The sequence below is a fragment of the Paenibacillus massiliensis 2301065 = DSM 16942 genome (assembly GCF_000377505.1).
GTDB lineage: Bacteria > Bacillota > Bacilli > Paenibacillales > Paenibacillaceae > Paenibacillus > Paenibacillus massiliensis.
The window spans coordinates 57,503-71,377 of record NZ_KB898185.1; the positions used below are offsets into that span (position 1 = coordinate 57,503).

General features: G+C 49.0%; 14 protein-coding genes. All 14 read right to left on the bottom strand.

Features of this window, described 5'->3' with window-relative positions; translation table 11 throughout:
• Window positions 1–157: 157 nt before the first annotated feature.
• Window positions 158–817 (bottom strand): hypothetical protein, encoded by a 660-nt coding sequence (locus tag D328_RS0100245; protein WP_018882923.1) that lies wholly within the window; start codon window positions 815–817, stop codon window positions 158–160.
• The gene (locus D328_RS0100250) at window positions 814–1,320 is read right to left on the bottom strand and encodes a hypothetical protein (RefSeq protein WP_018882924.1); all 507 of its coding nucleotides are present in this window, start codon (window positions 1,318–1,320) and stop codon (window positions 814–816) included. The genes D328_RS0100245 and D328_RS0100250 overlap by 4 nt, the downstream gene beginning before the upstream one ends.
• Window positions 1,301–1,906, bottom strand: a complete 606-nt coding sequence (locus tag D328_RS0100255) for a TetR/AcrR family transcriptional regulator (protein WP_018882925.1) — start codon at window positions 1,904–1,906, stop codon at window positions 1,301–1,303. Before D328_RS0100255 ends, D328_RS0100250 begins: the two co-directional genes overlap by 20 nt.
• 283 nt (window positions 1,907–2,189) lie before the next feature.
• Entirely contained in the window at window positions 2,190–3,230 is a 1,041-nt protein-coding gene (locus D328_RS0100260) for an NADH:flavin oxidoreductase (protein WP_018882926.1), read from the bottom strand.
• 491 nt (window positions 3,231–3,721) lie between these two features.
• Complete coding sequence (rbsB, locus tag D328_RS0100265) at window positions 3,722–4,654, bottom strand: ribose ABC transporter substrate-binding protein RbsB (protein WP_018882927.1); 933 nt, start codon at window positions 4,652–4,654, stop codon at window positions 3,722–3,724.
• A 14-nt stretch (window positions 4,655–4,668) separates the two neighbouring features.
• Window positions 4,669–5,637, bottom strand: a complete 969-nt coding sequence (locus D328_RS0100270; RefSeq protein WP_018882928.1) for an ABC transporter permease subunit — start codon at window positions 5,635–5,637, stop codon at window positions 4,669–4,671.
• A 1-nt stretch (window position 5,638) separates the two neighbouring features.
• Window positions 5,639–7,120: a sugar ABC transporter ATP-binding protein gene (locus tag D328_RS0100275; protein WP_018882929.1), complete on the bottom strand. Its 1,482-nt coding sequence runs from the start codon at window positions 7,118–7,120 to the stop codon at window positions 5,639–5,641.
• Between the two features lie 16 nt (window positions 7,121–7,136).
• Complete coding sequence (gene rbsD, locus D328_RS0100280; protein ID WP_018882930.1) at window positions 7,137–7,538, bottom strand: D-ribose pyranase; 402 nt, start codon at window positions 7,536–7,538, stop codon at window positions 7,137–7,139.
• Window positions 7,538–8,416 carry a ribokinase gene (rbsK, locus tag D328_RS0100285; protein ID WP_018882931.1) on the bottom strand — a complete coding sequence of 293 codons (879 nt, stop codon included), beginning with the start codon at window positions 8,414–8,416 and terminating at the stop codon, window positions 7,538–7,540. The genes rbsD and rbsK overlap by 1 nt, the downstream gene beginning before the upstream one ends.
• Before the next feature lie 6 nt (window positions 8,417–8,422).
• Window positions 8,423–9,400 (bottom strand): LacI family DNA-binding transcriptional regulator, encoded by a 978-nt coding sequence (locus D328_RS0100290; RefSeq protein ID WP_018882932.1) that lies wholly within the window; start codon window positions 9,398–9,400, stop codon window positions 8,423–8,425.
• Window positions 9,401–9,747: 347 nt separating this feature from the next.
• A complete protein-coding gene (locus D328_RS0100295; RefSeq protein WP_018882933.1) occupies window positions 9,748–10,539 on the bottom strand; it encodes an energy-coupling factor transporter transmembrane component T family protein in 792 nt (263 codons plus the stop codon).
• A 4-nt stretch (window positions 10,540–10,543) separates the two neighbouring features.
• The gene (locus tag D328_RS0100300; protein WP_018882934.1) at window positions 10,544–11,392 is read right to left on the bottom strand and encodes an ATP-binding cassette domain-containing protein; all 849 of its coding nucleotides are present in this window, start codon (window positions 11,390–11,392) and stop codon (window positions 10,544–10,546) included.
• Complete coding sequence (locus D328_RS0100305; protein ID WP_033411943.1) at window positions 11,377–12,177, bottom strand: energy-coupling factor transporter ATPase; 801 nt, start codon at window positions 12,175–12,177, stop codon at window positions 11,377–11,379. Before D328_RS0100305 ends, D328_RS0100300 begins: the two co-directional genes overlap by 16 nt.
• Before the next feature lie 99 nt (window positions 12,178–12,276).
• Window positions 12,277–13,836: a class I adenylate-forming enzyme family protein gene (locus D328_RS0100310; RefSeq protein WP_018882936.1), complete on the bottom strand. Its 1,560-nt coding sequence runs from the start codon at window positions 13,834–13,836 to the stop codon at window positions 12,277–12,279.
• Between the last annotated feature and the right edge of the window lie 39 nt (window positions 13,837–13,875).

Sequence of the window (13,875 nt, forward strand, 5' to 3'; positions counted from 1 at the left end):
ATATCGTCATTATATCTGTGCAATGGTTCCATTTATATATAAAATTGTAGTGATTTGATATAATAATACGGAATTGTCGTAAGAAAAATAAATCCCTATTTTAGAAATGCAGTATGCAACCACCAGATTAAATTCAGATTCTTCATTATTCTCGGCGTTATCTTCGTAATCGACTTTCTAGAAATGGTCGCTTCCTCAAATCCTGTGGTCGAAGCCCAAGTTGTTTGGCTTTACGATGCCAGGAGAAATGAGCGGCCATTCGATACATAATACGTGGGAAATTAGGCTGAATAAATAGCGATTCCGCACTACTTCTAGCGAGGATTGCCGTGCTGAGCCGAGTCATCGCATTGCCTAGATTCCTTAGTGGGCCTTTACCCAGCGGCATCTTTAACTCGTGTAACATCTCCCCTGCTCCGTGACCAACTGCCATTCCAAAACGGAAGCCGCAGCGTACGCACCAGTTCTTAATCATATCTGCTGCAATCGTGCACTGCTTCCCTTCGAAAAATCCATTATTGATTAACGCATACACGAAGAGATTCGGGTTACCTTGCTCAGTCTGACGGAAATTTTGCAGCTCGACCATCATCCGCAGTACATGTGAAGGGATAGCATCAAAATAAAGCGGAAATGCCAGTACGATCACATCGGCTTGGTTAAGCTCCCGATATTGCTCAGGCTTCAGCTGCTTCGCATTCACCCGGTACGAAGTCAGCTCGTTGCCCTCGGTGATGAAGGGCTTGAGCTTTTCTAGCAGAAATCCAGAATTGGTCGCTCCGCCCTTCGGACTGCCGTTAATCAGCACAATGTTCATGGTCGCACCTCCACCAACTCGTCAAGCGTGTTGTGAAAAGAAACACTATATTGGGACACATCCAAATTTATTGCATTAGCGCGAGTCAGTGCCTGTGCTGTGTGACGTTCAGCCTCCGTGATTCCTTCTCCATAAAAATGGACTGTGAACTTGAAGCGCTGTTTGTAGCGTTGCTGATGATGTGTCTCACCTTCTTCGATTACAAAATAGGGCAGAACATAAGGTAGTGAGCGGTTCAATACGTTGCTGACGAACGGGCTATATCCTCCATATACATTGCGGGTGATGAGTACCAACTCTTCGCAGGCGGCGAACCGGTCACCCATGTGTTGATAAGAATCTTTGAGCACGCAGGTCCCCGGAGTGCGAACCCAACAACCGAAGCAGCCTACACAATGACGAATGGAACCCGTCTCCCCGATTATTTCATCGGTATCCTCGCTGAAGCCGCTAAGGAAGGCAACATAATCATCATTCGCTAAATCATGGACTATCAGTCTCATTAGCTGTTCCTCCCGACTGAAGAATGGTTTGCCATACTTTTTGCCAATCACCTGAATATCGAATGCCACTGCTTGACAGTAGTGATGCTACGCCATGTACAAGCGACCAGTAGGCCATTAGCATGTTGTCGTCCTGTTCAGGTGGAAGACCCAGACTGCGGAACAGCCGATAGCCAGTTGCCCGGAATACTGCAAATGGTGGGTAAGGCGGAACGTTCTCAGCTCCTGCGTCTACCTGAATAACAATGCCTGACTGAAAAAATATAAATGGAAAATAAGTGGGGTGCCGCTCGAAAAAGGATATATAGGCGGTTCCCAGCTTTTCCATTTCCGACATGGGGTCATTGTGCCCCTCAATAGAGACTTGCAGGGTGGTCGTGAACTGCTCCGTGACGTGATCGGCCATCGCAGCCAACAGATCCTGTATATCCTTAAAATGACTGTAAGGCGCAGCGTGACTGACACCACACTTGGCTGCTACCTTTCGTAAGGAGAAACCTCCTAGCCCTTCCTCGCCAATGAGTTCAATACCGGTCTCAATTAAGGTGTTACGTAAATCGCCATGATGGTAAGGTCCAGGCTTCAATCCTATCGCTCCTTCGTATAACTTTACATTGTAAAGATAACTCTGTATATTGACATTGTCAAGATTGAGTTGGAGATATCTGAGGGATTATTCTCTCGGGAGGGTAATACATTTAGGCCGCCCGAGATTCGGACGGCCTATTATCAAGTAACACTATGGAATAGCAGTTGGGAATAACCTTTGAATTATCACTGACAATCAGCATCATCCCGTTAAAGAGCGGATTCAACAGACAAGACAAAGCCTGTGCGATGAAACGCCTCTGGACCTGCCTTCACACCTCTTATGACAGTGTCTTGACGGCTTCCGCTGTGAATGGAATCAATGCCTCAGAATTACCCTCGTGAATCTTGCGCACCCATGCAGGGTCGGACAGCAGTGCACGACCTACAGCGACGAGATCGAATTCCCCTTGCTCCACTCGTTCTACCAGCGCTTCGACGCCAACATGGTTAGCTCCTTGACCCGTGGTGAAGAAGCTCATGAAATCACCGTCCAGTCCTACAGATCCGACTGTAATCGTAGGTTTGCCCGTCAGCTTCTTCGTCCAGCCAGCCAGATTCAGGTCAGAACCAGCAAACTCCGGCTCCCAAAAACGACGTGTAGAGCAATGGAAGATGTCAACGCCTGCTTCTACCAGAGGTGCCAAAAATTGCTCCAGCTGCTCAGGGCTATCCGCCAGCTTGGCCGTGTACTCATTACTCTTCCACTGCGAATAACGCAGAATGATTGGGAAGTCTGGGCCGACAGCTTCACGACAAGCCTCAATGACTTCTACCGCAAAACGGGTGCGTCCTACCATATCGCCGCCGTACTGATCTGTACGGGGATTAGTTTTCTCCCAGAAAAATTGATCAATGAGGTACCCATGCGCGCCGTGGAGCTCAATGCCGTCAAAGCCGACTCGTTTGGCTTCAGCGGCTGCTTGGCCGAACGCCTGAACGATTTCTTTGACCTCAGCCTCAGTATATTCACCCACGTCGCCCTTGGCTCCCATGTGCCACAGCTGCGGAACGATGCGTCCTCCTGCTGCGTGCACCTCAGCCACTACATGCTCCCATCCCTTCAAAGCAGCTTCTCCGAAGAAATGTGGAACGTTCTCCTGATTGGATGCATCTGGATGGTTAACGATCGTGCCCTCGGTGATAATCAGACCCACTTCATTCTCTGCTCTATGGCGATAGTAAGCAGCTACATCCTGACCGGGAATTCCGTCTGGGGAGAACTGACGAGTCATCGGCGCCATTACGAAGCGATTCGACAGACTCAGCTTGCTGGAGTTGAACGGTGTAAACAGTGCTTCCAGAGATACAGTAGGTTTCATACATTGCCTCCTAAGATTTGAATTAATATATTTATATTAGCTTTCGAATGACACTACTAAGAATTACAGCGCACAGAGAAACGGAAACATATCTATAATTGGAACAATATCATTCTCATGCAATGATGCAAGAACCAGAGTAAGTACAGGGTGGTGAGATCATGAGATAAGTAACAGTACCCTGTCACCTCCCTTTCAAAATAGGATGGGTCTGTACAACAGCTATATCTCATCGTAGCAATCAAGCTACCTAGAAATAGAGATATAGTTCAGCTTTATCTGTATGATCTCAGCAGTGATAAAATTGAATAATTGTGATGACAATTCATATGTTCTTCTTGTCTCAGCGTTACTTTATCATTTATTGACCATGCAGTCAACAAAAAATAATTGTGCACAATGATTTAGATATAAAGACAGCTTACCTCCTCATAAACAGAAAGACATCCCGCTTCCGGACCCTCTGCCCAGAACGGGATGTCGAACAAATTTTAGTTGTTTACGTTGTCCTCCGTCACCAGCTTCAATTCAGCAGGAATGACCTGCTCTACCTGCTTGCCATCCAGCACGTCCAGTGCAGCTTTCACCGCCAACTCACCAATAATTACTGGCTGCTGAGCAACGGTTGCCGTTAATTTTCCGTCCTGAATGGATTTAATGGCATCATCATTACCGTCAAATCCGATCACGGGAATATTTTTACCCGAGCTCTGAATCGCTTCAATAGCGCCCAGTGCCATCTCGTCATTGTGGGCAAATACCGCTTGCACATCAGGATTACCTTGCAGCAGATTTTCCATGACGTTCAATCCCTTGGACCGATCGAAATCCGCAGATTGTGTAGCAACCACATCAAGCTGTTCATCCGCGATCTCATGGAAGCCTTTGCCCCTTTCTCTCGTTGCCGAAGCGCCAGGTACCCCCTCAAGCTCGATGACTTTCGCTCCCTTGCCAAGCTGTGCAACAAAGTATTCCGCTGCCATACGTCCTCCTTTGACATTATCCGATGCCACTAAAGCCGCGACGTCGCCCCGGTCTGCAGACCGATCCAGCGTAATAACAGGTATACCGACGCTGTTGGCCGACTGAACGGCTGTCGAGATTGCCGCAGAATCGGCAGGATTAATGAGCAGTGCATTTACACCCTGCTGCAGGAGATCATCCACATCGTTGGTTTGCTTAGCTGAATCGTTCTGCGCATCAACAACAATGACCTCAATCCCTTGTTTTTGGGCTTCAGCAACGACCCCGTCCTTCAATGATACAAAAAATGGATTGTTCAGCGTAGAGATTGACAGACCGATTTTCTTTAATCCGTCGCTTCCAGCAGAATCAGGCTTTGCCCACTCCGGTGGCTCCAGGGAGCACCCGGCCAACACAATAATCATCAGCATGCTTACGAGCGTTAAAGTCCACTTTTTCATATTTGTTTCTCTCCTTATGCTGTTTTCTTGCGGTCCAGCAGGACGGCAATGGCAATCACGACACCCTTCACCACCATTTGGTAGAAGGAGTTCACACCAAGCAGGTTCAAGCCGTTATTCAATACCCCGATAATCAGAACACCGATCAATGTGCCGACAATTCGTCCCCGCCCTCCTGCAAGGCTCGTACCGCCCAGTACAACAGCCGCGATCGCATCCAATTCATAGGATGTCCCCGCTGTTGGCTGTGCTGAATTCAAGCGCGATGTCAGAATCGCTCCGGCCAGAGCTGCAAGCATACCTGCCAGAGAGTAAATCATGATTTTAACACGCGTTACTTTGATCCCTGAGATGATGGAGGCTTTCTCATTGCCACCGATTGCGTACGTTTTGCGACCAAAGGCTGTCTTGTGCAAAATGATCCATAGCACCATAAACGCAATCAGCATAGTAATCGCTGGTACCGGAATCCCCAGTAAGTAACCTCGGCCAAATAATTGAAACATCAGGCTGTCGCCAAGCCCTGTAATCGGGTTGCCGTTCGTATATACCAGCGTTAATCCTCTGAAAATGGTCATCGTAGCCAACGTCGCGATAAACGGTGCCATCTTCCCTTTCGTGATCATGAGGCCGTTAACCATCCCCATGACACCACCCAACGCCACACCGACAATGATGGATAAGATCGGATCAAAGCCAGATACCATCATATTGGCTACAAAGGCACTGGATAAAGCCAAAATTGAGCCAACCGACAAATCAATTCCGCCTGTTAAAATAACAAATGTCATACCAAAGGCGATAAGTGCATTAATCGAAACCTGACGTAGCAGGTTCAGAATGTTAAGCGGTTCCAAGAAGCTTGGATTCAAAATAGAGACGATGAGAATAAGAATAATCAAGCCGAGCAATGGCCCCATTTTTTGAGTTATATTCGAGAATCGTACACCGCTTTGGGCCTTTTTATCCTGAATGGTTGTCATATCATTGTCCCCCTGTAGCCAATGTCATTATCTTTTCCTGTGTGGCTTCTTCCCTAGACAGCACACCACTAATATGGCCCTCATGTACCACCGCAACCCGGTCACTCATGCCGAGCACCTCAGGCAGCTCTGACGACACCATGATAATTGCCACGCCTCGGTCTGTCAGTTCATTCATTAGCTGATAGATTTCGCGCTTCGCTCCAACATCTACACCACGCGTAGGTTCGTCCAGGATGAGTACACTTGGACCGATCCCAACCCATTTGGCAATAACAACCTTTTGTTGATTACCGCCGGATAGATTCCGTGCAGAGGTTTCCGAGGATTGCGTTTTGATCTGAAGACGTTGGATTAGCGTATCGACAAATTCTTGCTCCTTTGCACCTGAGATGAAGCCTTTGCTGGAGAAACTGAACAGGTTAGGCAGAACCATATTTTCACGAATAGAGAAGTCAAGCACCAGTCCCTCGTCCTTGCGATCCTCCGTAATAAAACCAATACCATGACTGACCGCATCTGTTGGTTTACGGATGTTCACTTTATGACCACGTATGAAGAGTTCTCCGCTATCCATCCGATCCAGACCAAAGATCGTTCTCATCATCTCCGTCCGCCCCGAGCCCATAAGTCCTGCAAAACCAAGAACTTCACCCGCTCTAACCTCGAAGCTTACATTCTGGAATATCCCTTTGCTACTCGCATTTCGGACTTCCAGAACCACTTCGCCATAAGAAGGGTTTCGAACAGGATAACGTTCCGTCAATTCGCGGCCGACCATTTTTCGTACCACTTCATCAAAGTTTGTCTCAGCAATGGCTTTGGTATCTACGGTTCTGCCGTCACGCATGATCGTAATCCGGTCGCAGATCGTGAAAATCTCCTCCATGCGGTGAGAGATGTACACAATGGACACACCATTCTTCTTGAGCGAGGCAATGACGCCAAACAGCTTCTGGATCTCGCGCTCCGTGAGTGCTGCTGTTGGTTCATCCATAATGATGACCTTGGCATCCGTCATTAATGCCTTGGCAATCTCAATCATTTGCTGCTGTCCCACGGAGCATTCTCCCGCAGGCCGTTCTAATGGAATGCGTACCGACAATTTGGCAAATTGCTCATTGGCAAGCGCTTTCATTTGTTTCGTATTCAGTAGCCCTAAAGAAGACGTTATCTCCTTGCCGATGAATAAATTATCCAGCACGGTCATTTCGGGCCATACGTTCAGCTCCTGATGGATGAAGGTGATGCCTAGCTCCTCTGCTTCCTTCGGACTGCCAAAATAGGTCTCCTTTCCGTCAACAGTGATCTTACCTTGATCTCGCTGATGGAGACCAATCAGTATGTTCATCAGCGTGGATTTGCCGGCTCCGTTTTCCCCCATTAGAGCATGGACCTCGCCTTCTTGTAGCTCGAAATTCACTCCGCTCAGCACTTGATTGGTGCCGAACGCTTTATGAATATCCTGCATCTGAATATGCATTTTGCAGCCTCCTTTTTTAGCCGAAGTGGACTCCCGCTTGTAAAATGCAATTGGCATAAGGCGTCGCTTCACCTGTGCGAATAATCGCCTTCACCTGCCGTGTTAATAGCTTGAACTCTTCATGGCTCAAGGTTGAATCAATCGCATCTTGTCCGAACTTCTCCGACACGAAGCTCAGAGCTGCTGGATTGCCTACTCGAATCTCCTCCGCTACAATCACTTTTTCAATCACCATATCTTCTGCGATCAGATCCACTATGTCACAAAAGCTTGGCGTTCCCAGTCTGAGGGCCAGATCAATCTTAAGCACACCGTCCGGGACCGGGAGCCCGGCATCTGCAATTGCAATGGTGTCCGTGTGACCCAAATCAGCTAATAGCTTGGAAATATGACTGTTCAGTATGCCATTTTTTTTCATTACAGACTCGCCTCCACTTCATCACGCATGGGCATACCGCCTTGCGCTCCGAACTTGGTCACAGACAACGAGGCAGCCCGATTGGCGAAGCGGATGCTCTCCTGCAATGGTCGTCTCTCCGCCAATGCAACTGCAAATGCAGCATTGAACGTATCACCTGCTCCGGTCGTATCTACAGCCTCTACTTGGTAAGTTGGTACTAGAATTTCCTCATTCCCGTCAAAATAACGTACTCCCTTACTGCCTTCTGTAATAAACAGCTTGTTGGGATATTGACGTAATGCTTCTGCCGGGGTCATGCCTTGAAACAATATTTCAGCTTCGTGTTCGTTCGGAGTAATATAGGAAGCCTGGTCAATCACTTCTTGTGGCAACGTTCGCGCAGGAGCAGGATTGAGCAGCAACGGGGTCCCGAATTGAGCGCACAGCTTACTGACGTGAACGACAGTCTCCTCTGGAATCTCCTGCTGAATCAAGACGATATCTGCCTCCCGAATGGCCTCTGCTGCCTCATCAACATATGCGGGAGTCACTTCACGGTTCGCAGCTTCAACAACGACTATACTATTATCACCTTCAGCCAGTATGATATGAGCCGTTCCGCTTTCCGCATGTGTAACCGGTTTCACATTTTGCGTATTTACATGATTCGCTTTGAAATTCGCCAAAATATCTTTACCGAACGAGTCATCACCTACCCGACCAATCATCGTAACCTCAGCTCCCAATCGGGCAGCCGCAACTGCCTGATTAGCCCCTTTACCTCCAGGAACCGTTGTAAAGCTATCGCCAAGAACAGTTTCACCTGCTCCTGGCCGTCTGGAGGAAGTAACCACTAGATCCATCGAACTACTGCCGATCACGCATATTTTAGCCATCGATCCTCACACCTTTCTCGTAGTACCTCGCTCAATGAATTCAACAGGTAATTGTATGTTTTTATTCTCAACTGCAGCTTGCTCAACAAGCTGGATAAGTAAGCTTGCCGCTTCTCTTCCCATCTCGTAGGCTGGCTGGCGAATGGTAGACAAGGCTGGTGATAACAGACCACTCATCGGAATATCGTCAAAGCCGATAACCTGTACATCATCGGGGACCTTTCTCCCGATTCGTGCGGCCTCATGTAGCACGGCCATGGCCGCAATATCATTGCTGGCAATGATTCCGTCGGTGTCTGCGTAGTTGCTGAATAGCTCCTTCGCCCATACACCTGCCGCGTTAAAAGAAAAAGAGGTCGTCTGGATCACCCGGTAGTCTAGCCCTGCAGCACGAATGGCTTCGATGGCTCCTTCAAAACGATCCTGGGCTGGTCTGATATGTGACGGTCCCTGCATCACCGTAATGCGGCGGCTGCCGCGCTTGATGATCTCCTTGGCCGCCAGTCTTCCTCCTTCTCTTCCATCTGCATACACAGATGGCCGATCTAGTGACGTTCTATCGAGAAACACCACCGGAATCTTCAGGTTGTGATATATAGATGAATGAGGATAGTTCGTTGAAGATATCACACCAACTACGTTATTCTGGATAAACGTCTGGATGTAATCCTGCTCCTTCTGTTCATCCTCATCGCTATTTCCGAATATAAGTCTATAATCCTGCTGCTGCATGCCATCCTCTACACCACGAGCAAGCTGCGGAAAGTACGGATTGGCAATGTCGGGCAGCAATAGCCCAATCAGTTTGGACTTGCGCTTATATAGAGAGCGAGCCACTTCATTGGGGGAAAAGTTAAGCGCTTTTACAGCATCCTCCACTTTCTTGCGTGTGTCCGCATGAACGTATCCCCTGTCGTTAATGACCCTTGAAACGGTGGCTACCGATACGCCAGCCAGATTCGCTACATCTTTAATCGTTGTCATAAATTGTTCACTCCTGTGTGTAACCGGTTACACACTTAAATTAACATATCCTTTTTTATTTCGCAAGCCATTTGTCTTTGGGAATAATCGCCAGCATCGAAATTCGATTGACGAATCCAATCCTAGTATCGCTCGTGTGCAGTATCTTATACAGAAAACAGTCCTGACATCCCTATCTCTACGACAGAGATTTAACCTCTCGGCTAGACGGTACAAGCTCATAGCCTTGACGTGGGACAACTACTTGCACGAATTAAATTAGCCGCTCTATAAGCGGCTTTCAAGGGAAATATGTTCTTGTTGCCAGAATGACAATGAAGTCGCGTGACAGATTTACACACATTCCCTCACAGCAGCGCTAACATTAGCACGACACCGACTGCCACACCACCAACCCACAGATCCCTTTGCCGGAACACAAGCTGTCGGTACATGGTTCTCCCTTTGCCGTCGCCATAGGCTCTCGCATCAATGGCCTGTGTTAATTGCTCAGCACGCTGAATCGTCGTCATGAAGAGCGGCACCAATACAGGAATGTACGCCAACATACGCCTAGGCCATCTAACAGCAGCAATGTCATAACCTCTGGCCTTCTGTGCCAGTAGTATTCGGTCCAGTTCCTGAACGATTGTAGGGATAAAGCGGATGGCAATCACAATCATAAGAGCAAATTGCTCTACGGGCACCTTCAGTCTGGACAATGGCGATAACAGTCGTTCTAGCCCCTGTGCCAATATTAGCGGCTGGGTAGTCAACGTTAGCAGGGATGCCAGCAGGATCATCAGCATAATGCGCCACACGACAAAGATCCCTAGCAGCACTCCCTCACTGGTTATTCGGATGAACGACCAGGTCCAGAGAACCGTAGATCCGCTACTTAGAAGCGCATGGTACAGCAATGTGAACAATAGAATGAGCAATACTGGCTTCAGCCCACTGAACAAGCGACCCAGCTGAATTTTGGATACCAGTAGTGTCCATAGTACAAACATTGTTGCCACTGCATAACCGAGAAGCGTGTCCATTATCAGGAAGCTCAGCATCAGTACGAGCAAGGCGATCAGCTTCGTACGGGGATCTAGTCGGTGAAGCACTGAATCTGTAGTCACATACTGACCTGGCAATATACTATTTTTCATACAGCTACTCTCTCTCCTGCCAGATCGGCAAAATATGCTGAAGAATATCCTGTTCCCGACTGCTGCTAGCAGGTATCGCCTGCCCGGACAGTTCCTCGATTAGCCTTAACAGCTGTACGGGCTCCGGTAGCGGTAATCCCGCTGTAGCCAGCAAGTCAGAGCGATTCAGGAAAAGCTCCTCTGCCTCCAGATGTCCCAGAAGCCGCCCTTCATGCAGGACAATCACCTCATCCGAGTATTCCGCCACATCCTCCATATGATGGGAAATAAATAGCACTGTACGGTGGTCCTCCGCTCGCTGCCATTGCTGCAGCATCTGGAGCAGTCCCTTGCGGCCAATCGGGTCCAGACCAGCCGTCGGCTCATCCAGAATGAGCAGCCTCGGCTGCAGCATCAGCACAGAGGCCAGCGCTACACGCCGCTTCTGCCCACCGCTGAGCTGGAAAGGCGCAGAATCAAGCAAAGCCTCACTGAGACCGACCTTGGGCAAGATCTGCTCAATTGCTTGTCTGATGGCCTGCTGGGAGTATCCCTGTACGGCAAGAGCGAAAGCCAGCTCACGATACACGGTCGTCTCGAACAGCTGATGCTCCGGGTACTGGAACACATAACCGATCTCCGGAACGATCTTCATCATGCCTTTCTTGTCTCTGGATGGTGGATGATGATCTATCCTGTATTCGCCAGTGAAGTCTGGAATAAGCCCCTTTAGTATTTTGGCAAAGGTTGATTTCCCTGCTCCGCTCGATCCGATGAGTGAAATCCACTTCCCCGAACGCAAGGTACAGCTGATATCCTGCAACGCCTTATGCTCATTATAGCTGGCATTGATCTTATTCATTTCATAGACCATTGGGAACGTATCATCTCCTTCCAGTCTGCTCTCAGGGGAGTGCGCATGTGAAGCCACTGGTGAAGCCGCGAGGCGAAGGGCTGCTCTAGCTTATAGTCTGCCAGCGGGACCGTGGCGAACATCGTAGCCGGCTCTCCATCAAATACGATCTGGCCCTGATCCAGCAGCAACACACGGTCGGCAGACAGCACCTCCTCCATGTGGTGAGTGATATGGATGATGGTCATTCCTTGCCGATGCAGCTGCTGTACAATGGACATGACCTGCTGCCTGCTATGAGGATCAAGCATAGAGGTGGCTTCATCAAGAATCAGGATACGTGGCTGCATCGCAATAATCGCTGCGATGGCGACACGCTGCTTCTGACCTCCCGACAGCTGGTGCGGCATGGCCTCGGCGTACTCCTCCATCTGCACACACTGAAGAGCGTGCTGAAGCCGTACGTCCATTTCCTTCCTTGGCACACGAATGTTCTCCAGGCCGAACAGAATCTCATCCATGACGGTCGTGGTAATGAATTGATCATCCGGATTTTGAAAGACAAGCCCGATCTGCTTCCGAATCTCGTTCAGCTCAGCAGGTACCGAGGTATCCAGAGCTGCAAGCTTCACACGACCCGACTTTGGCAATACCAATCCATTCATCAATCTCGCTAGTGTAGACTTGCCTGAGCCGTTCCCACCAACGATCGCCACGAATTCACCCGGATGTATCGTCAAGCTGATCTGATCAAGAATCGTTTGACCCTTACGATAGTAGAAAAGAACATCATCTATAGTAAGCATTACTCCTGCTTTCTGGCGCTTCCACGCCGTAAAAAATGTCTCCATTTCCTATGAGTTAGACAAGACGTGCATCCATTCCACTGTTTCACAATGAGCTCCTCATTTATGTAATTGCGTCTTCACGGACACTTCCATAGCATGTCGTGCTATTTTTCCACTGCCAGTGTAGAGAAATTGTTCCACCGTGATATAGTCCTTGGGTACCTTGTAGTCAGGCAGATGCAGACGGCAATAGGCTCGGAGCTCCTCCGTCGTACAGCGCTGTCCTTCCGTCCATTGGACGAGTACAGCCACCTTCTCCCCCCAGCGATCATCTGGAACGCCCATTACCATAACCTTCTGAATAGTCGGGATACCTTGTAGTACCGCCTCGACTTCTTCAGGAAACACCTTCAGTCCACCGGTCTTAATCATATGGCTGGATCGACCAGCCATATGCAAATACCCTTCTTCATCCAGATAGACGAAATCTCCGACCTTCAGCCAGCCATCGCGGAATACAGCGGCAGTAGCCTCCGGCAGCTGATCATAGCCGCAAAACATCATACGACTGCGAAGATACAGCTGTCCTACCCTGTTCACTGGCACTTCTCTGAACTCATCGTCGCGGATTGAGATATCCACCCCATGAAAAGGTCGTCCAAGGGCATCTGCTCCTTTTTCCTCATACACATCCATATAGCTGATATAGCTCGCCTCGGAGGAACCATAATATTCATACAGCTTCGCTTCTGGAAATACGGTCTTGCAATGCAGTCTGGAGCGCTCCGTCCACTTGCCACCAGAGCTGATCAGGGCCTGCACCCGGGTCTCTCCCGGAATAGCCTGTTGTGACAGCGCATCAATCATCGTGGGCACTACGAACAGAATCATCTCTGGATAATGAGTACATAGCTGTAACACTTCAGCAGCATCAAACCTATGCACTATATGAAAGGTCGCCCCACTATACAAGCTCTGAACTAGCGCGAACAGTGACAAGGAATGCACGAATGGACCCGGAGCCACTACCTGCTTCATCTCATGTAGCTGGAACGCCTCCGCTGTAGCTTCAAAGCTGGCCAGCCAGGAGGCGTGAGTACGCATATAGCCTTTGGGCATACCCGTCGTTCCAGACGTATATCCGACAAACAGCAGTTCATTATTATCCTGTACAGCAGCCTCAGGCTCTAGCAAATTCATCCACTGCTCGTAGAGGGTGGTGGATCTGTTTCTATGCTCGTCGGCGAGCGTATCGCATGGGAGAATAGCATCCAGCTCACGATGCTGTCCCTGAAAATGCTGTTCCTGAAAGACAATCTGGCCTATCTGAGAGCATTCGGCAGTTACCCTGTGTACATGTTGGTGCTCAACGAACAGCACCTGCGCCTGACAGTGTCGGAGCATTGCATTCAGCTGTATATCATTCCAAGTCGGGTCAAGTAAAACGGGAACACAGCCCGCCTGGATGGCCCCCAGGAACACTTCCACGAATTCGATCCGATTCACAGACAGAATGGCTACTCTAGCACGACGCACTCCATATTGTCTGAGACCGTTAGCTACACTTGATACACGTTGCTTCAATTGTACATAGGTGAGCTGCTCCTGTGAGCAGGAAATTGCAACTCGATCAGGCGAGCGGTCAACCTGGTCGAATATCGGCTGTAATAGGTTCAATGCTTCCCCCACCTTCTAAGTAATAGATAGCTACATTGG

Excerpts from the sequence above, each read along its gene's own strand:
- rbsK (WP_018882931.1), bottom strand. The coding sequence starts at position 8,416 with ATGGCTAAAATATGCGTGATCGGCAGTAGTTCGATGGATCTAGTGGTT.
- D328_RS0100290 (WP_018882932.1), bottom strand. The coding sequence starts at position 9,400 with ATGACAACGATTAAAGATGTAGCGAATCTGGCTGGCGTATCGGTAGCC.
- D328_RS0100295 (WP_018882933.1), bottom strand. The coding sequence starts at position 10,539 with ATGAAAAATAGTATATTGCCAGGTCAGTATGTGACTACAGATTCAGTG.
- D328_RS0100245 (WP_018882923.1), bottom strand. The coding sequence starts at position 817 with ATGAACATTGTGCTGATTAACGGCAGTCCGAAGGGCGGAGCGACCAAT.
- rbsD (WP_018882930.1), bottom strand. The coding sequence starts at position 7,538 with ATGAAAAAAAATGGCATACTGAACAGTCATATTTCCAAGCTATTAGCT.
- D328_RS0100300 (WP_018882934.1), bottom strand. The coding sequence starts at position 11,392 with ATGGTCTATGAAATGAATAAGATCAATGCCAGCTATAATGAGCATAAG.
- D328_RS0100260 (WP_018882926.1), bottom strand. The coding sequence starts at position 3,230 with ATGAAACCTACTGTATCTCTGGAAGCACTGTTTACACCGTTCAACTCC.
- rbsB (WP_018882927.1), bottom strand. The coding sequence starts at position 4,654 with ATGAAAAAGTGGACTTTAACGCTCGTAAGCATGCTGATGATTATTGTG.
- D328_RS0100250 (WP_018882924.1), bottom strand. The coding sequence starts at position 1,320 with ATGAGACTGATAGTCCATGATTTAGCGAATGATGATTATGTTGCCTTC.
- D328_RS0100270 (WP_018882928.1), bottom strand. The coding sequence starts at position 5,637 with ATGACAACCATTCAGGATAAAAAGGCCCAAAGCGGTGTACGATTCTCG.
- D328_RS0100305 (WP_033411943.1), bottom strand. The coding sequence starts at position 12,177 with ATGCTTACTATAGATGATGTTCTTTTCTACTATCGTAAGGGTCAAACG.
- D328_RS0100275 (WP_018882929.1), bottom strand. The coding sequence starts at position 7,120 with ATGCATATTCAGATGCAGGATATTCATAAAGCGTTCGGCACCAATCAA.